15 protein-coding genes are annotated in these 18,612 nt (G+C 69.7%); 7 read left to right on the top strand and 8 right to left on the bottom strand.

Annotated elements, in window-relative coordinates; genetic code table 11:
* Positions 1-73 precede the first annotated feature (73 nt).
* From ASG69_RS20885 to lhgO, 6 genes are all read left to right on the top strand, one after another.
* Positions 74-760 carry an SOS response-associated peptidase gene (locus tag ASG69_RS20885; RefSeq protein ID WP_056444003.1) on the top strand — a complete coding sequence of 229 codons (687 nt, stop codon included), beginning with the start codon at positions 74-76 and terminating at the stop codon, positions 758-760.
* A 69-nt stretch (positions 761-829) separates the two neighbouring features.
* Positions 830-1,459 carry a nicotinamide riboside transporter PnuC gene (pnuC, locus tag ASG69_RS20890; RefSeq protein ID WP_037186937.1) on the top strand — a complete coding sequence of 210 codons (630 nt, stop codon included), beginning with the start codon at positions 830-832 and terminating at the stop codon, positions 1,457-1,459.
* A complete protein-coding gene (locus ASG69_RS20895; protein WP_235579025.1) occupies positions 1,456-2,220 on the top strand; it encodes an AAA family ATPase in 765 nt (254 codons plus the stop codon). The genes pnuC and ASG69_RS20895 overlap by 4 nt, the downstream gene beginning before the upstream one ends.
* A gap of 54 nt (positions 2,221-2,274) precedes the next feature.
* On the top strand, positions 2,275-2,508 hold the full coding sequence (locus ASG69_RS23190) for a hypothetical protein (protein WP_235579026.1): 234 nt from the start codon (positions 2,275-2,277) through the stop codon (positions 2,506-2,508).
* Complete coding sequence (locus ASG69_RS20900; RefSeq protein ID WP_056444006.1) at positions 2,505-2,972, top strand: SRPBCC family protein; 468 nt, start codon at positions 2,505-2,507, stop codon at positions 2,970-2,972. The genes ASG69_RS23190 and ASG69_RS20900 overlap by 4 nt, the downstream gene beginning before the upstream one ends.
* A gap of 1 nt (position 2,973) precedes the next feature.
* On the top strand, positions 2,974-4,167 hold the full coding sequence (lhgO, locus tag ASG69_RS20905; RefSeq protein WP_056444009.1) for an L-2-hydroxyglutarate oxidase: 1,194 nt from the start codon (positions 2,974-2,976) through the stop codon (positions 4,165-4,167).
* Positions 4,168-4,248: 81 nt separating this feature from the next.
* Here lhgO and ASG69_RS20910 read toward each other — a convergent pair whose 3' ends face one another.
* Together ASG69_RS20910 and ASG69_RS20915 are read right to left on the bottom strand one after the other, a co-directional pair.
* A complete protein-coding gene (locus tag ASG69_RS20910) occupies positions 4,249-5,163 on the bottom strand; it encodes a type IV toxin-antitoxin system AbiEi family antitoxin domain-containing protein (RefSeq protein WP_056444013.1) in 915 nt (304 codons plus the stop codon).
* A 352-nt stretch (positions 5,164-5,515) separates the two neighbouring features.
* Complete coding sequence (locus tag ASG69_RS20915; RefSeq protein ID WP_056444016.1) at positions 5,516-8,962, bottom strand: (Fe-S)-binding protein; 3,447 nt, start codon at positions 8,960-8,962, stop codon at positions 5,516-5,518.
* Between the two features lie 493 nt (positions 8,963-9,455).
* Between ASG69_RS20915 and ASG69_RS20920 the strand changes: the two genes are divergently transcribed.
* On the top strand, positions 9,456-10,124 hold the full coding sequence (locus ASG69_RS20920; RefSeq protein WP_056444019.1) for a hypothetical protein: 669 nt from the start codon (positions 9,456-9,458) through the stop codon (positions 10,122-10,124).
* Between the two features lie 67 nt (positions 10,125-10,191).
* On the opposite strand, the gene ASG69_RS20925 is transcribed toward ASG69_RS20920, so the two are convergent.
* From ASG69_RS20925 to ASG69_RS20950, 6 genes are all read right to left on the bottom strand, one after another.
* Positions 10,192-10,530, bottom strand: a complete 339-nt coding sequence (locus tag ASG69_RS20925; RefSeq protein ID WP_051613628.1) for a hypothetical protein — start codon at positions 10,528-10,530, stop codon at positions 10,192-10,194.
* Between the two features lie 467 nt (positions 10,531-10,997).
* On the bottom strand, positions 10,998-12,269 hold the full coding sequence (locus ASG69_RS20930; RefSeq protein ID WP_235579060.1) for a S1 family peptidase: 1,272 nt from the start codon (positions 12,267-12,269) through the stop codon (positions 10,998-11,000).
* Positions 12,270-12,470: 201 nt separating this feature from the next.
* A complete protein-coding gene (locus ASG69_RS20935; protein WP_056444022.1) occupies positions 12,471-13,583 on the bottom strand; it encodes a hypothetical protein in 1,113 nt (370 codons plus the stop codon).
* Positions 13,584-13,747: 164 nt separating this feature from the next.
* The gene (locus tag ASG69_RS22665; RefSeq protein ID WP_056444024.1) at positions 13,748-14,845 is read right to left on the bottom strand and encodes a hypothetical protein; all 1,098 of its coding nucleotides are present in this window, start codon (positions 14,843-14,845) and stop codon (positions 13,748-13,750) included.
* Positions 14,842-16,785, bottom strand: coding sequence for a LuxR C-terminal-related transcriptional regulator (locus tag ASG69_RS20945; RefSeq protein ID WP_056444027.1), 1,944 nt, complete (start codon positions 16,783-16,785; stop codon positions 14,842-14,844). The genes ASG69_RS22665 and ASG69_RS20945 overlap by 4 nt, the downstream gene beginning before the upstream one ends.
* Positions 16,782-18,599, bottom strand: a complete 1,818-nt coding sequence (locus tag ASG69_RS20950; RefSeq protein WP_156380615.1) for an Hsp70 family protein — start codon at positions 18,597-18,599, stop codon at positions 16,782-16,784. Before ASG69_RS20950 ends, ASG69_RS20945 begins: the two co-directional genes overlap by 4 nt.
* Positions 18,600-18,612 lie beyond the last annotated feature (13 nt).

Raw genomic sequence — 18,612 nt, forward strand, 5'->3', positions numbered from 1 at the left:
GTCGGTTGCGGTACTTTCCGACACTAACCAGACCGCCTGGCATGTCGCTACCCGAGCGGGGCAGAATCGAGGGATGTGCGGTCGCTACGCCAGTACCCGGTCCGACGACGACCTGTCGTCCATCTTCGATGCCGCCGTGGCGCTGGGGGAGGCGCCGGAACCGTCCTACAACGTGGCGCCCACGGATCCGGTGCGCATCGTGCTCGAGCGTGGGGAGGAAGCGCGCCAGCTGCGGACGGTCCGATGGGGTCTGATCCCGTCGTGGGCGAAGGATCGAAAGATCGCGAGCAGGCTGATCAACGCGCGGTCCGAGACCATCACCGAGAAGCCGGCGTTCCGCAAGGCCGCGGCGAAGCGGCGCTGCCTCGTTCCCGCCGACGGGTACTACGAGTGGGAGAAGCGCGAGGGGAAGAAGATCCCGCACTTCCTGCACACGGACGGTGTTCTCGCGATGGCGGGACTGTACGAGCTGTGGCCGGATCCCGCACTGCCCGAGGATGATCCGGGCAAGTGGGTGTGGACCACGACTGTGCTCACCACGACGGCCACCGACGCGCTGGGGCACATCCACGACCGGTCACCCGTCGTGGTGCCTGCGGACATGCGCGATGCCTGGTTGGACCCGACGCTGACCGATCTCGGCGCGGTGGCGGACCTGGTCCAGTCGATGCCCGAGCCGCACCTGTCTCCGTACGAGGTGAGCACGGCCGTCAACAGCGTGCGCAACAACGGGCCGCAGTTGCTCGAGCCGGTGGCCTGACGAGGGGTCGAGTTGCACTTCGAGCACTTCTGCGCCATGCGTAGCGCATAATCACGCTAAGGAGGCTTCATGACCCTGATCGAGTGGCTCGGATCCACCGCGTTCGTGTCCTTCGGGGCACCCACGTCGTGGGTCGAGGTCGTCGGATTCGTCACGGGCGCCACCTGCGTCGTCCTGGTCGCACGGCAGTCGGTGTGGAACTGGCCCATCGGTATCGCCAACAATCTGGCGTTCGTCCTGCTGTTCTTCGGCGCCGGGCTGTTCGCCGACGCGGCGCTGCAGTTCGTCTACATCGCTCTCGCCGTGTCCGGATGGGTCCTGTGGGTCGGCGGCGGCACGCAGGGTCCGCTGGTGGTCACGTCCACCAGCCGTCGGGAATGGTGGTGGCTCGGCGCCGTCGGCGTGACGGCCACGCTGGCCATGACGTGGTTCCTCGACACCGCGACGACGTCGGTCGTGCCGTTCTGGGACGCGGTGACGACCGTGCTGTCACTGCTGGCGACGTGGGGCCAGGTGACGAAGCGTCGTGAGTCCTGGTTCCTGTGGATCGCCGCGGACGTCGTGTACGTGCCGCTCTACCTCTACAAGGACCTGGTGCTGACCGGTGTTCTCTATCTGGGATTCATCGCGCTGTGCGTTGCCGGGCTGCGAGCGTGGACACGGTCGATGACCCCCGCCGCCGTCGAGGTGCCGGCATGAGGCACGCGCTGATCATCGGCAAGTTCTATCCGCCGCACGTCGGTCACCACGCGATGGTCCGGTTCGCCGCCACGGTGGCCGACCGGGTGACCGTCGTGGTGATGGCAGCCACCGTGGAGTCGGTGTCTCTGCGAGACCGTGTGGCGTGGATGACCGAGTCGCACGCAGGCGAGAAGACGGTCACGATCACCGGCATCGTCTGCGACGCACCGATCGACCACACCTCACGGGCCGTGTGGGCGGCCCAGGTGGCGTGCATGCGCGCGGCCGTCGGGAACGAGCCCGTCGACGTGGTGGTCACCAGCGAGCCGTACGGCGAGGAACTGGCGCGGTGGTTCGACGCTCGACACGTGCCGTTCGATCTGCCGCGCAGCACCTTCCCGGTGTCCGGGACCGCGTGTCGTCGCGACCTCGCCGCCTCGTGGCGCTGCCTCGACGCGCCCGCCAGAGCCGGTCTGGCGACGCGCATCGTCGTGGTGGGTTCGGAGTCGACGGGCACCACCACCGTCGCGGGCGCGCTGGCTGCACACTTTCGACAACGGTGGCCGGACACCGAGTGCGTCGACGAGTTCGGCCGGCAGGACACCCTCGACAAGGTCGCGGAGGTCGGATCGGTCGACGACATCGTGTGGACCGGTGACGACTTCGCCCGCATCGCGCGCACCCAGACTGCCCACGAGGACGCGGCAGCGCGGCGCGGATCGCCTGTGCTGATCTGCGACACCGACGCGTTCGCGACGACGGTGTGGGAGCGGCGTTAACTCGGCCCCGAGTCACACCACGCCGTCGCCGACGATCGACCCGCGGTGTATCTGGTGACGGATCATCACGGAGTTCCGTTCGTGCAGGACGGTATTCGTGACGGTGAACAAGTGCGGGCGGACATGACCGGGTGGTTCCTCGACGCGCTCACGCGCACCGGCCGGTCCTGGGTGTTGTTGACGGGGAGCCGTGAGGAGCGCCTGCAGTTGGCGATCCGGGTGGCGGAGCAAGAACTTCGGCGACGAACCACCTTCACGGCGCCGCTCGGCGGCATACTCGAGGCATGACCGCACTCGAGCATTCCGACTCCATCGTGATCGCCGCGTCGCCCGACGCCGTGTACGCCCTCGTCTCCGACGTCACCCGGACCGGGGAGTGGAGCCCGATCTGCCAGGAGTGCTGGTGGAACGACGGTGGCAGCGCCGACGTGGTCGGGTCCACCTTCACCGGGCGCAACGTCACCGCCGACCGCACCTGGGAGACGGTCTCGACCGTCGCCGTCGCCATCCCGGGCACCGAGTTCGCCTGGCTCGTCGGCGACTCGTTCGTGCGGTGGGGATACACCCTCGAGGCGATCGACGAGAACTCGACGCAGCTCACCGAATCGTGGCTGTTCACCGAGCAGGGGATCGAGTACTTCCACACGAAGTTCGGCGATCGCGCGCAGGAGGAGATCGAGATCCGCCGTACCGCCGCACTCGACGGGATTCCCCGCACGCTCGCCGCGATCAAGGCGATCGTCGAGTCCTGACATGCACGGTGGGCACGTGGTGGTGGTCGGGGCCGGCATCGTGGGCCTCGCGACGGGGCGGGCGCTGGTGCGCCGCGGGTACCGGGTGACGGTGCTGGACAAGGAGTCGGACACCGCGACGCATCAGACGGGCAACAACTCCGGTGTCATCCATTCGGGTCTCTACTACGCGCCCGGCAGCCTCAAGGCCACGCTCGCCGTGTCCGGGTCCGTGTCGATGCGGGACTTCGCCCGCGAGCACGACCTGCCCGTCGACGTCTGCGGCAAGCTCGTGGTCGCCACCACCGAGGCGCAGGTACCGGCACTGCGAGCCCTGGCCGAGCGCGGCGCCGTCAACGGGGTGCCGTGCCGGATGATCACCGCGGACGAGGCGCGGGAGTACGAACCCGCGGTGCGCGCGGTGGCGGCGCTGCGAGTGGAGTCCACCGGCATCGTCGACTACCGGGCGGTGTGTGCCACGCTGCGACGTGAGATCGAGGACGCCGGCAGTGACGTGGTGCTGGGCGCCGAGGTCGTCGCGATCAGTGGATCGATCGAGGTGCGCTGTCGCACAGGGCAGTCGGAGACGCTGATCGCCGCCGACCTGCTGGTGAACTGCGCCGGACTGCACAGCGACCGCATCGCCCGCATGGCCGGAGTCACCCCGGCCGTCCGCATCCTGCCGTTCCGCGGCGAGTACTTCGAACTGGCACCGCAGTACAGCCACCTGGTGCGCGGGCTCATCTATCCGGTGCCCGACCCGACGCTGCCGTTCCTGGGCGTCCACCTCACCCGCATGATCGACGGCACCGTTCATGCCGGACCGAATGCCGTTCTCGCACTGGCGCGCGAAGGCTATCGGTGGCGCGACATCGCGCCGCGCGACGTGGCCGACGCGCTGACATGGCCCGGGCTGTGGCGACTCGGTCGGCGTTACTGGCGTACCGGGGCGCAGGAGGTGGCCCGGTCGGTGTCGTCCGCGCGCTTCCTCGCCAGTCTGCGCGAGCTGGTGCCGGACCTGCCCTCGGACAGCCTCGTCCCCACCCATGCGGGAGTGCGGGCGCAGGCGATCCACCGCAGCGGTGCACTGGTCGACGACTTCTACTACGAACAGCGGCCCGGCCAGGTGCACGTGCTCAACGCGCCCTCACCCGCCGCCACCGCGGCGCTGGGTATCGCGGAGCACATCGTCGGGCAGTTGAAGGGGGTGAGGTAGGGGCGGTCTGTCTGCGGGCGGCGCCGTGCACCGGTTGCGTTGAGCTGCACCCCGTTCCGCAGGCTGGAGGGGGTGTGGATGTCATGGTCGGCGTGCGGATCGCGCCTCGGCGCGGCGGATCCGCCCGATGATCGACTCGGGGAACTCCAGATCGCCCCACGTCCAGCGCGCCATCTCGTACCCCGTGTCTCGGATCTCGTCCTCCCGGAGCTTCTCGCGCCACAGCACGTCAGCGGGAGTGTCACCCGTGGGCACGAGGCGGCCGTACTTCACGCGCCCGTCGAACTCGCCCACCACGTTCGACTCGGGCAGGAAGAAGTCCACGCGATGAGATCGGTTCGCACAGTGCACCACTCGCTGCACCTCGACGACGAAGCCCGACTCGTGGAGCAGTACGCGGCTCCGTGACTCGCCGACGCTCTCCGCTCCAGCGTTCATGAACCGAGCCACCCGCAGCGCGCGAGCGTGGCCGTTGCGGGTCGGCCGTCGGGCGAGCACCGCCGCCACCTCCGTGCCGAGTACCCCGAGCCGACGCGCGGCATCGTCCGCCGCGCAGACGGCCTGCTCGAACGGGAGGCTGCAGGCCAGGTCCGCGATCGTGCGGGCCACAGTGGTCACGCGGAGGCCCTCCACCTCGGTGACCTCGTCCGGGTCGTAGGGCGACGCGTGCACTGTGCGGAGCTGTCCGCGGCGACCCCCGGTTCTACGGTTCCGCGTCAGGTGGACGGTGCCCAGCGGCACGTCCCACAGCGTGATCCCGTGCAGCAGGGCGGCACTCGCGTGGCTCGACACGGTGTCGGGGGCGGTCGCGCGCGCCATGGTTGCCCGCGCGACGAGGAGGTGCCGATCGGTGTCGGTCAGGTTCTCGATGTCAGGCGCACCCGCGTAGGCCCCGCGGCGCAGGCGGGTGAGGGTGCCGTCGCGGCAGAGTCGGCGGAGCTCGGAGTCGGTGAATCCGTCGGTCAATGCCTGAGAGCGCGTGATGATGCGGGCCATGCGCCGATCGTTGCCGCACCGAGGGTGCTCGGGCGGGGCTCCGGTGCCCCGCTGGGGATGGTCCGAGGCCTGTGGATGCGTGAGCTGCACAGGGTCCGTGACGCGTACACCCCTCGCAGCACGCTGGACAGGGTGTTCGGAGGTGGCAAGTGGTGTGTGGCTCTGGGGGAGCGGAGCCGCGTGCCGGGTGCTGCCTTCTGCGGTGCGGGGCCCGTGGTGCCTTCTGCGGTGCGGGGCCTGTGGTGCCTTTTGCGGTGCTGGGGCTGCGGTCCCGAGCCGCACACCGCACACAACCCGAACACCCTCCCCAGCACGCTGGAGAGGGTGTTCGGCTACTGCAACGGGTGTTCGGTCAGGACCTCTTGCCCGGCGCCTTCGCTCCCGACTTGAACCCGAGCCCACCGGCCTTCGGCTGCGGTGGCGCCGGGGTGTCTGCGGGCTCCGCGGCACCATTCGACTCCGCGGCGCCGTTCGACTCGGCAGCACCGTTCGACTCCGGCGTAGGAGCGGCCGTCTCCTCGGGTGCCTGCTCTGCGGGTGCCGCCGACTCCGGTGCCTCCGACTCGGCAGGTGCCTCCGGCTCGGGCGCTGCGGCGGGTGCCGCGGAACTCGGTGCCTTGGCGCCCGGCTTCTTGAACCCGGACTTCACGGCGAGACCCTTCGCCGTGACGGTCGGCATCGACTCGGTCGCCTGTGCCGGTGCCTCGGCGGGAGCCTCGGACGGTGCCTCAGCAGAAGCCTCGGCAGGAGCAGATGCCTCGGACGGTGCCTCAGACGCCTCGGCAGGAGCAGAAGCCTCCGCCGGTGCCTCAGCCGCCGGGGAACCCGGTGCCTTGGCGCCGGGCTTCTTGAACCCGGACTTCACGGCGAGACCCTTGGCCTTGACGGTCGGCATCGACTCTGTCGCCTGTGTCGGTGCCTCGGCGGGAGCCTCGGACGGTGCCTCAGCGGAAGCCTCGGACGGTGCCTCGGCGGAAGCCTCGGAAGCAGGAGCCGCAGAAGCAGGAGCCGCTGAACCCGGTGCCTTGGCGCCGGGCTTCTTGAACCCGGACTTCACGGCGAGACCCTTGGGCTTGACCGTCGGCAACGACTCCGATGCCTCACTGGCCGTCTCGGCGGGAGCGTCGGTCGGTTCCGGCTTCTCGGCCGGAGCAGCTGCGGCAGATCCCGGTGCCTTCGCGCCCGGAGGACGACCCTTGAGCTGCAGCCCCTTGCCGCCCGGTGCCTTCGCCTTGCCGGCCATGCCGAGGCCCTTCGGCTTGGACGCGTCGGCTGCGTCGTCACCGTCGGCGTTGGGCGACTCGGCGGGCTCGGCCGGAGCCTTCGCGCCGGGTGCCTTGGCGCCCGGAGCCTTGGCCAGGCCCTTCATCTTCAGACCCTTGCCGGGCGCGGGGGCAGCAGGATCGCCACCCGCAGCAGCCGTCTCGATCTCCTCGACGCGACCCTTCTCCTCTGCGGCGGCGACGTCCTCGGTGGCGACGGACTCGGCCTTGGGGGTGTCGACGGGCTCCTCGGCAGGGACGACCACGGGCTTGGCCCGCGGCACCACCTTGATGTTCTCGCCGAGCTGTGCGGAGTCCAGGCGCGTGATCGAGCTGAGCAGCATCTGCGAGACGTCGATGACCTCGACGTTGTCGTTGCCACCGGCCTCCTGGCGTGCGGTGACACCGTCGTTGAGCATGACCCGGCAGAAGGGGCAGCCGGTCGCGATCTTCTGCGTCGCGGTGGTGCTGCCACCCAGGGTGTCTAGCGCTTCGTCGACGCGGTCGATGTTGATCCGCTTGCCGATCTTCTCTTCCATCCACATGCGAGCACCACCGGCGCCGCAGCACATGGAGCGCTCGCCGTGACGCGGCATCTCCTTGAGTGTGGAGCCCGACGCCGCCATCAGCTCGCGGGGTGCGTCGTACACCTTGTTGTGGCGTCCCAGGAAGCACGGGTCGTGGTACGTGACGTCCTCTTGCACCGACGCCACCGGCACCAGCTTCTTGGCCCGCACGAGGCGGTTGAGCAGCTGGGTGTGGTGCACGACCTCGTACTTGCCGCCCACCTGCGGGTACTCGTTGCCGAGTGCGTTGAAGCAGTGCGCGCACGTGACGACGATCTTGCGACGGCTCTCGTCGACACCCTCGAACACGGAGTTCAGGGTCTCGATGTTCTGCATCGCGAGCTGCTGGAACAGGAACTCGTTGCCCGCGCGGCGAGCGGAGTCACCGGTGCAGGTCTCCTCGGCGCCGAGCACCATGAACTTCACGCCGGCGGTGGCGAGCAGTTCCGCGACGGCCTTGGTGGTCTTCTTCGCGCGGTCCTCGTAGGCGCCGGCGCAGCCGACCCAGAAGAGGTACTCGAAGTCCTCGAAGCTGTCGGCGTCCTGGCCGAAGACCGGCACGTCGAAGTCGAGCTCCGAGATCCAGTTGGTGCGGTCCTTGGCGTTCTGGCCCCAGGGGTTGCCCTTGTTCTCCAGGTTCTTGAACAGGCCGGCCAGCTCAGAGGGGAACTCCGACTCGATGAGCACCTGGTAGCGACGCATGTCGAGAATGTGGTCGACGTGCTCGATGTCGACGGGGCACTGCTCGACGCAGGCGCCGCAGTTGGTGCAGCTCCACAGCACCTCGGGATCGATGATTCCGCCGAGACCGCCGTCGAGAGTGGTCTCGCCGACCAGCGGGCGCTCGGCCTCGTCACGGGCGGCCTGCGGGATCTTCGCGAGCTTGGCCTCGTCCGGCTTGCCGTCCGCGTCGACCAGGCCGACCTCGTCGCCCGCCATGTCCTTGCGGCCACCGGCGAGCAGGTACGGCGCCTTGGCGTTGCCGTGGTCGCGGAGCGAGGTGATGAGCAGCTTGGGTGAGAGCGGCTTGCCCGTGTTCCACGCCGGGCACTGCGACTGGCAGCGGCCGCACTCGGTGCACGTGGTGAAGTCGAGCCAGCCCTTCCAGGTGAAGTCCTCGATCTTGCCGGCACCGAACGCGTCGACGTCGGGGTCGGCCTCCTCCATCTCGAGGACCTTGCCGCCGGACATCATCGGCTTGGCCGCGCCGAGCGCGACTCCGCCGTCGTCCTCACGCTTGAAGTAGATGTTGAAGAACGCGCTGAACCGGTGCCATGCGACACCCCACGTGATGTTGCGGCCGACGATCAGCAGCCAGACCATGCCGGACATGAGCTTGACGAAGGCGAAGATCGAGACCAGGACCGCGCTCGCGGGGAGCAGCTTGGCCAGGTTCATGGTGAAGAAGTCGGTCCACGGGTTGGCGTGCCCGTAGGTGGCGATCTTGCCGGCCTTCACGAAGATCATGCCGAGGCCCTCGAGCAGCACCACGAACTCGACGAAGTAGGCGGCACGGAAGTTGGAGCCGGAGAAGCGGGAGAGGCGCTCGGGGGAGCGAGGGTGGTTCCGCTGCCGGATGATCATCAGCGTCACGATGCCGATGACGGTGCCCAGGCCCAGGATCTCGTCCATGAGGTGGTAGATCGCGAGGTCACCGATGAGTGGCCAGTGGAACTCGGGATTGAACGTCTGCCCGTAGGCCTCGAACCACAGGATGGCGCCGAGCATGAAGCCGACCATCACCAACCAGTGCGCCCAGCCGACGGAGCGGAACTTGTTCATCCGGGTGTGCGCAGCGAACTCGATGCACATCTGCTTGAACCGCGGAACGAACGGTCGCAGACGTGTCCTGTCCGGCTGTCCCAGCGCGATGGATCGCACCATCATCGCGGCACCGCGGAAGAAGTAGGCCCAACACACGATGCTGAGCAGGGCACCGACGGTGCCGAGGGTGATCGTCAGGGCATTCATGACGCTGCCTTTCTTCGGCGACGGCCATTCCGTCGCCCTACGCTTCCGGCCGGCCACAGGGGGCGGTCCGACGGTCAGCCCGGATGCATCTGTCCCACTCGAAGTTACCAGCCGGTAACCACAAGGGTTCTACCGATCGGTAACTTAGCATTTCGGTCGACATCACCGCAGGTCGGACGGAGGGCTGGTCCGTCCTGCACACGCGATGAGCCCTACCGTATTACGGCACAGCGACAGGCCTCCCGCACAGGTATTCCTAACTTGCCTCGTGGGTAACTTGGGGCCGCCGAGGAAGTCGCCCCTCATCGCGACCATTTTGTTACCCTTCACGAGCAACCTCGTCCGTGGGTGAGGTCACATCGTGGCTGTTCACACGGACAATTCCCGGATCGAGTACTGAAAACGGACCTGATATTCGGTTGTGTCCCTGTCAACCGCTACAGTGCTCGTGTCGGGGTCCGACACCACGAACCTGAACGAACGGAACATCTAGATGACACTGCGTCGACTCGTCGCAACCTCTGCGATCGCGATCGCCTCCCTGGGCGTGGCCACCGGTACTGCGTACGCGCAGCCGGCAACCACCACCCCCTCCGCGACGACCACCGAGAGTGCTCCCGCGGAGAACTCCGAGCTGAACTGGGCATCGCGCGTCGAGGCCGGTGGCGTCGTCACCACCGTCGACGCCGGCATGTTCCGTGCGGCCGACGACGGCAAGACCGTCGACCTGGTGGACGAGGAGGGCAACACGATCCTGAGCCTTCCGCTGTCGTTCAACCTCAACGGCGTCGAGTTCCCCTACGGTGTCGAGTACACCGACGAGGGCCGCACCGTGAAGCTCATCCCGAACCTCGCAGCACCGATGGGCCTCGCCCCGAACGCGCTCGAGAACACGGTGGCATCGCCCGCCGAGAACACCGCTGCCGAGCAGTCCTTCGCCTCGCAGCTCGGTCTCGCCACCTCCATCGGCGGACTGACCGGCACCATCATCGGTGCAGTCATCGGCGGCATCATCGTCCCCGCGATCGGCATCGTGCCGGGCGCCGGTGTCGGTGGCGTCATCGGCACGATCGTCGCGGGTGGACCGACCCTGGTCGTCGCCGGTATCGATCTGCTCAACACGTACAACGCTGCTCCGGGAACCTCCAAGTTCGCTTTGTAAGACTCGGAACACGACGAAGGCCGCCACCCATCGGGTGGCGGCCTTCTCTCGTTTCAGGCGGAGTGGATCAGAGCCAGGGAACGGCGGCGGCGAGGAAGATGCCACCCGCGATCACACCGACGGCTCCCGTGAGCAGTCCGATGACGGTGTCTGCGCGATCGGCATCGGGAACGCGGGTGGCCAGGACGCCGGCGACGAGCGCGGCGATGCCCAGCAGAACACCGAAGCCGAAGCTCCAGAACGCCACCACCGACAGCGCGCCCAACAGCACGGAAGCGTCGGCGAGTCGGGGATCGCGGGCAACGGAACTCAGGGCCGCCCGTGCAGACGACATCTTTTCCGCCGTGTAGATCGCGGCCGGGGACTGAGTCTCGCGGGGGAGTGACGAATCGGCGATGTCGGTCACAGCGATACCTCCTTCGGGGAACAGCCGAAGGTCATCGGGTATCGAACGCAGCGCAGCACAGCGGTACACCTCCTCGTGGGATGAACGGAACGGTCGACACTCGGACGTCACCGACGTTGGTGACGGAGTGGACTGCGCGTGTCCCACGATACCACTGTGGCCAGAGCGCGTTACGTGACGGAATCCGTAAAGTGATGTGCCCGTGTCTTTTTGATTCCTCGATACTCACGGCAGCGGCCCCGTCGTCCGAAGACGACGGGGCCGCGACAGTGTGGTGAAGGGAGGTCAGCTTCCGAAGGCGCCGGCGTTCGTGACGATCCCGATGATGTATCCGAAGACGGTGAGAGCGAGCTGGAGGTATCCCATGTCGGGCCTTCCGTGTGTCGACGACGCACGATCGAGGTGCGGAGGCACCCTGCCTCGAGGGGTGACATTACCGCACCAAGGAGACCGAACGTTGTGCTATCTCACGACGTGCGGACGGTCGTTCCGGTGGCCGCGGTGACGGCGTCGACGGGGATGCCCAGGCTGGCGGTTCCGCCGTACTGAGCCAGCGCCAGGTTGGCCTCGCCGCAGCTCGGAGCAGCGCCGCTGTTGGATCCGCTGGTGATGCCCAGTGCGAGTGTCCCTGTGACGATGGCGCCGCCGCTGTCACCCGCGAGAGTGCAGGCGGTACTGGCGAATCCACGCACCGTGCGGCTGTCGCCGTCGCCCAGGAAGAGCTGCGTCTCGACGCGGTCCGCCGCGACGAGACCACATGTGAAGGACGACGCCTGACCGGACTTGCACACCGGGGCACCGATGACGGGCGAGGCCGTTCCGGTGATCGTGAGGGCGGTGCCGTTGGCTCCCCGCACGGTGGGCTGGTCGAGCCCCGCGGCCACGCCGGCGTCGTTCAGCGCGATGACGGAGTAGTCGAGTCCGTCGCCGCCGCCGACACTCGACGCGGTGAAATCGCCGACGGGAGTACTGGCGCGGATGTCGTCGCGATTCGCCAGGTACACCGAGGCGGAGTTGCCCGGATCACAGTGTCCCGCAGACAGATTGACCGGCGTGCCGGCCCCGTCGGTGGCGCTGAACCCGAACGAGCAGATCTCGATGTCCTCGAGCGGCGCGGTGGTGATGTCGCCGGCGGACGTCACGTAGTCGTCGCCGCCCATCACGGCAGGCGGAGGCGTCGGACCGGGAGCGGGTGGGGACAGCTGCACCTGGAGGTTGGCGATGGCGGTCGGCAGATTCAGTGCGCGCCCGATCGGACTGTTGGCGATGTCGACGATCACCCGTCCGCCGAGCACGTCGACAGCCGCTGAATTGATCTGTGACGAGACCTCGCGGGGCAGACCCGACACCCAGCGACCGAAGTCGTCGAGGGACTGCTCGAGCGTGTCCGCCGACACGGGCGACTGGCGGCTGCGGTAGCCGTCCTGCGCCACCTGGCTCGCGGCCTCCGAGGTGGTGACCGCGACGACGGGAACGCCGTCGTCGCCGATCCAGGCACCCGCGAAGTCCGCCGGGCGCTGCTGACGGAAGTCGTCGGCGTAGGTACGAAGCTTCTGCGCCTCGGCAGCGCGGTCGAGGTACTCCTGCGGCGACATGTGCAGATCGCGCTGCACGGCGTCGACCAACTCGGACGGGAGGCGATCCGCGGACAGCTGCTCGGGAGCCGCCGACGCGGGTGCTGCGCCGGCAGTGGCGGTGCCGAGGCTCAGCGTCAGCAGCGACGCGCCCACCACCCCCATCACCCGTGCGCTGCGAGATGCGCCGCTCGACTCGGAGTGACTCTGGCCCGTGGCCGCTGTGGCCGCCGAGTTACGCAAGAAGTTCCCTTCGCAGTGGTGACAGTCCGTGGCCCGTCGGGTCCGCACATGGTTTGCAGAGGTACCGATGCCAGCGCACGAGCATAGGGCATCATCCTGAGCGTTTCCGGCGCCCGACGAGCGTCAGGGACGGTTCACAGAACCGGGAGAGGTACGCGAGACGGACCGGGCCGGGGCAGTGGTCTCCGAGGCCGAGGTTTCCGGTGTCGTGGTGGCGATTGTCGTGGACGGTGCCGTCGTGGTCGTGGTGGTGGTGGTGGTGGTGGTGTCTGGAGGGGGTGGGGACCCGACTCCACCGAATATCCCACCATCAGGAAACAGATCGAGCGGCTCCACGATGTCGGTGAGGCCGCTGGGTTCCGGCAGCGAGGGCGGCATCGTCTCCGTGACAGGGTCGAGCGTGTCGATCTCCGGAGCCGGGGCCTCCTGCACCGGAGCCGGTGCCTGCTCCTGGACGGGCAGCGGCGCGGCGGACGTCGTGGTGCTGTCCAACGACGACGTCACGACGGGAGCGGCGGGCGTGATGGCCTGCTGCGAGTTCAGGGGCGCGACCGAGCTGGAGTCGAGGTCGTGGGTGCCCACGGCGCCGCCGACGGCGAGGAACGCGAGAGCCACCGCGGCGACCGAGACCGCCGCGCGCGTGGGTGTTCTCCTATGTGGTCGAGTGTGAGCGGTCTTACCGGTGGCCGAGTCGGACACCATCGCCGCGAATGCCTTGTTCGAGGCCGCCGAGGTGAGCGGCGACGACCGACGTGAGGCTGCGGCGCGAACGGCCGCCGCCGGGTTCTCCGACGTCGCAGGAGTCAGCGAGCAGTCCTGCAGACCGACGTAATCGAGGGCGTCCCGCAACGCGGCTACCGAGTCGGCGGACAGTCCTGCTGGGTGGAGCAGCGTGCATCGAGCGTCGGCGGGCAGAGAGTAGAGCTCCGACAGCGTGCCCGTCAGAGCGTGGACGAATCCGGCGACGAGATCCTCGGCGCGCACCACGCGACCGTCGGCCAGGCCGAGTCCGCGAGGGTCGCCCACCGCGACGAGAAAACCGCGAACGCCCTGGTCGGAGTCATCGAGGCGCACGCGTCCATCGGGGTCCAGGCCCACCGCCGTCGGGCACTCGAACAGCTCGGTACCACCGTCGATGTCGACCGACACGGCCGTCTCGGCATCGGTCACCGCCATGACGAGGTGGATCGTCTTGTCGACCCGGGGTCCGTCGAACCCCTGGCTGCGCGCGCTCATTCGGACTCGACCCCCTCGGCGAGTTGCAGACACGGTGCCACGTCGACCGCGAGCACCCGTCCGATCACCGTACCGGTCGTCACGGTGAGGGGGTACCCGATGGGCTCCGCCCCCCGTGCGCGCTTCGCGCATCCCGCGGCACGCACAACGCGCACGGGAAGCACTCAGCCGCCGGTCGGCGGGTCGTCCGCGGTCTCGTCCGAGTCTTCGATCGGTGCATCGGGCGACGGTGACGGCGACGGACTGGTGGGCGAGGGCTCCACGACGACGGGCGGGTCGCTCGGCACGGGTTCGGGTGCCGGCTCGGGTGCCGGAGCCGGGGCGGGAGCAGGAGCGGGCGCGGGCGCGGGCGCGGGTGCCGGCACGGGGTCCGGTGCGCGCGGGGGCACCGTCGTGGTGATCCGAGCAGGTGCACGTGTGGCCTCGACGGGCGCGGGTGCGCCGGGGACGACGGTCGGGAAGCCGATGCTGGTGGACGGAGCGGGACGAGTCGTCGTCGGCCGCGCGGTGACACCGGCGGCGTCCTCGACGGCCGGAACCGCGGTGCTGACCGTCCGATCGGACGCGAGGTAGGCGATGCCGCCGCCGACGATCAGCAGGGTCGCCACCGCGGCCGCCACGAGGAGGGCGAGGGGCCCGCGCGGTGTCGACCTCGATGCACCGCTGTCGGTGGCTGTCGAGGCGGCAGCGGTCGCGAGCAGCGGTGCCCCTGTCGTCGGCGCGAGCCCGGCGGCGGCACGCGCGGCAGCCGCGGCGGCCGCCAGCCGTTCCTCCGACGCGCCGAGGGTGGCGTGGGGATCGGCCGACTCGGGATGCAGCGTCAGCGCGGTGAGTCCGACGAAGTCGAGCGCCTCCCGCAGCGCGGCGATGCGCTCGGGTGACCAGTCGGCGGGATGGGCAGCTCCGGCCGTGAGGACGCGGACGTCCTCGCCGGCGTCGACGGTCTCACTGAGCAGCAGGAACATCATGGTCGCGACGAGGTCCTCGGCGCGCATGGGTACGCCGCGGGACGAGACCACGCCGGACGGGTCACCGACGCGAGCCATGAAGCGATCGACGACGTCGATGTCCGCCGTCAGCGCGTCGGGTCGGTGCAGTGTCGTCGTGCCGTCGGGCAGGAGGTAGAGGACCGTCTCGGCCGTCACCGGCACGCGGACCAGTTCACCCGAGGTCGTCGACACCACGACGGCCGTCGACGTCAGATCGGTGATGTGGATCCCGGTGGCTCGGGTGATCGGTGCGGCGTCGTGCCCGGTGTTCATGCGTGTACCCGTCGTTCCTTGTCCTGTGCGTAGCCGGCCGCGCGGAGCATCGATAGCATCTGCGAGCGCGACTGCGCTCCCAGACGTCGACGGATCCGTGCGACGTGGTGCTCGACCGTCTTGGCCGAGATGTACATCTGGGCGCCGATCTCGCGGTACGTCAGGCCCAGTACGAGATGATGCGCCACCTCCGCCTCGCGCTCGGTCAGCGCCCCCAGCGACGCGGAACCGGGCTCGGTGGGCTCGGCCGTCGCCGCGACGGCACCGATGTCGCGGGCGATCTGCAGCAGGGCGGTGGCGTCGCGGGTGTCGGCGACGCGCAGGGCGGCGTCACTGGCGAGCCGTGCCGCGTCCCAGGCGTGCCCGAACTTCTCCAGGGTACGAGCGGACGTCTCGACCTCGGCGACGTCGGGCTCGCCCTGCAGGACGCGGAGCCATGCCTTGCCTGCGGAGGCGAGTGCTGCGGCGTGGGGACTGCGGTCGGCGAACGAGCCGAGCGCACGAGCGTGGGGAAGCAGGTCGGCCGGGGCGCCGCCGAGGATGGCGGCCTGTACGCCGTACCAGTGCCACGTGGCCGCCCAGGTCGGTGGTTCGCCGAGCGAGGCGACCAGTGCGGTGGCCGCGGAGACGGAGTGCGCGATGCGTGCCGTGTCCCCGAGACGCACTGCGGCGAGCCACAGTTCACCGAGCGGGATGAGGGAGAAGAGATCGGGCTCGGCCTCCGCGACGGTGCGCCGGGCCTCCTGCCACGCGGACATGAGGGCGCCCGTGTCTCCGCGCCGGCGGGCGGTGGCGACGCGAAGTGCGAAGTAGGACAGGGCGTCCCGTTGGGGGAGCGTGGCCGGGTCGACGCCCGAGGTGGGATCGACACCCGTGTCGCCGGCCACGAGGGCCGACCAGGCGAGCAGCAGACGGCACCGCGTGGACACCGCGCACCCCGGATCCGCGGCGATGGTCTCGGTCAGCACCGCTCGGGCGGTGGCGGGGTCGCCGGTGTGCAGAGCGATCAGTGCCGCGATCACCGCGGGATGTTCCGGCTCGGCCCGGGCGCCCACCGCGGTGTCGGCCATCGAAGCGGCGCGCAGCAGCGAACCCGTTGCCACAGTGGCGGGTTCGGTCAGCGAGTCGAGTAGCCCGCGGGCCACCAGCGTCGAGCGGGCGTTCGCCGACGTGGGCGGGACGGGGCGGAGGCCGCCGTGCGCGCGGACGAACGTCGCGGCGCAGTCGGCGTCCCCCACGGCGAGAAGCGTCGTCACCGCGTACGCCGCATCCGGTCCGATGCGGTCCGGCCCGAGCCACCGGTAGAGGTCGGCGGCGTGCGACGCGGTGCCGCGCATCAGTGCGACCGTGGACGCGACGCGAACGGCTCCGCGTACTCCGTCGGGTGACGGCGCCTCGGCGGACAGCACCGCGTCCACTGTGAGCGCCGCGGTGTCGAGATCGCCGCTCGCGAGCAGGGCGTCGGCGTAGGGCACGGAGATGTCGGTGCCCTGCGCGCCCGCCGCGGCGGCCGCGTCCCACAGTCGTCGTGCGTCGAGACGGTCTGCGGCGGAGGCCAATTCGACCAGGTGCTGTGCGAGATCCGGATCGCGCAGACCCGCATCAGCGAGCGAGACCGCGAGATCACCACCGAGACCGCCACTGTCGAGGTGCACCCGTGCCAGGCGACGCAGCACGCCGAGCATTCCGTGCTCGCCCATCACCACGCGCAGCGCATCGCGTGCGGAGTCCGACAGCAGACCCTCGTCGGACAGGACACCGCACTCCCGCGTGCGCTCCACGGCGGCGACGGCCTCGGGCATCGCGACTTCGGCGACATCGGCGACGAGGTACGGATCCGGAGCCAGACCGACCGACGCGAGCGTCACCACCACGAGGGCGGTGTGATCGTGCGCGGACAGCAGAGCGTCGAGAGCCGACCGCTCGTCAGGGGAGGTCACCGCTGCGGAATGATGAATTCAGTGACACCGTTCACGGCTGCACCCGTGTTACCGAGCAGCGCGCCGGGTAGGCCGAGCGCCCCCTCGACGAGACCTTGACCGGGAAGTCTGGTGGGTACCGACGGCAGGGTGGGTAGCTGAGCCGAGGGAACCTGCACTGACGGCACCTGCGCGGTGGGAAGATTCGGTGCCGTGAACTGAGGCACCTGCACATCCGGCGCCTGCACATCCGGCACAGCAGCGTTCGGCGCGGTGGCGCCCGGTACCGCGGCCGATCCGGTCGAGCCGGGCGCGGTCGCGCCGGGCGCCGCAGCCCCCGGTGCTGCTGCGGCGCCGCTGGTCGGCGCTCCGGCGGCTCCGGTGGTGCGCGGCTGTCCCGTCACGGGGTCGACGCCGGCGGCGGCGGTGGTCGGGGTCGCGCTCACGGAACCGTCCGCGGCGGCCGGGGCCACCGCGCTGCTGGTGGAGGGGCCGGTGTTCTCCGATGATCCGCCGACGAGGCCGGTGCCGACGGAGAGGCCACCCGCGGCCAGCAGGATCACGGCAGCGGCGACGCCACCGATGACGGCGGTGCGCTTACCGCGCGACGGGGCGTCCTTGGCGTGTGCCGAGCGCGACACCGGTGCGGGCGTGGAGGTTCGGGCCGAGGCGGGGCGCTCGGTGACCGGAGGGAGCAGGTCGGTCTCGTCGTCGTCGACGGTGGAACCGGCGGCGACGGCAGCGAGTGCCGCTGCGCCCGGGCGGTTCAGTTCTGCCCCGGCAGAAGCGATGTCGGCGGCGAGCAGTGCGGCTCCGGTCGCGGCGGTGGCCGCGGGCTGTTCGCCGACGGTCACCGGCTTGCGCAGCGCGGAGGACACGGTCTCGGTGAGCATGGGGATCGACGCGCCGCCGCCGACCAGCAGCACACGGTCCACCGCGTCGCCGTCGACACCCGCGGTGCGCAGCGCCTCGCCGATTACCCGGGTGACGTCGTCGAACGTCTCGCGCAGTAGTTCCTCGATCTCCGACCGCACCAGTCGCACGTCGGTGTCGATGCCGGGCAGGTGCACCGGCACGACCGTCTCGGTGTCGGAGGACAGTGCTTCCTTGGCCGTCGCGCAGTGCGTGCGCAGGGTCGTGAGGGCTTCGACCGTCGCGGGATCGAAGGGATCGAGCGACGAGGAGTCGACGTTGTCGAGCACGTGCGCCAACACGACCTGGTCGATGTGAGCGCCGCTGACGTCCTCGCTGCGCGCACCGCGTCCGAGGATCGCCGAATCGGCACCTGTGCGCACGACCGACACGGTCAGGGCGCTCGCACCCAGGTCCGCGACCAGCACGACGCCGTCCGCCACCGCGTCCGGCGACTGCTGCATCCATGCCGTCGCGGCGAGAGCGTCGGGAACGAAGGTGACGTCGGTGAGGCCGTGGCGGGCAGCCGCGTTGCGGAGCCGGTCCACCGTGTACTCGGGCCACGACGTCGGGTAGGTCACCACGATTGCGGCGTCGTCGTCGGCGCCGGCCGTGCGTGCCTCCCGGACGAGGCAGTCCAGCGTCGTCGCGTAGAGCTCGTCGCCGGTGTAGCTGCGTCCGTCCTCGGTGACCAGCGCGACCGGATCGCCGACGCGGCCGGCGAAGCCGGTCAGGGCCGTGGTGTCGACGGTGCCCGGCGCGGCCAGGGCGGGTTCACGGTCGGGCGTGACCGACAGTGCGGTGGATCGAACGACGGTGACGGCGTCACCGAGGTGTCCCGGACCGTCCACGGCGACCGCCGTCGAGGTGCTCGAGCCGACGTCCAGTCCCAGACCTGATGACCGTCCCTGATCCGTTGCCATGGCGCCGACTCCG

The organism is Rhodococcus sp. Leaf225 (assembly GCF_001426145.1).
Taxonomy (GTDB): Bacteria; Actinomycetota; Actinomycetes; order Mycobacteriales; family Mycobacteriaceae; genus Rhodococcoides.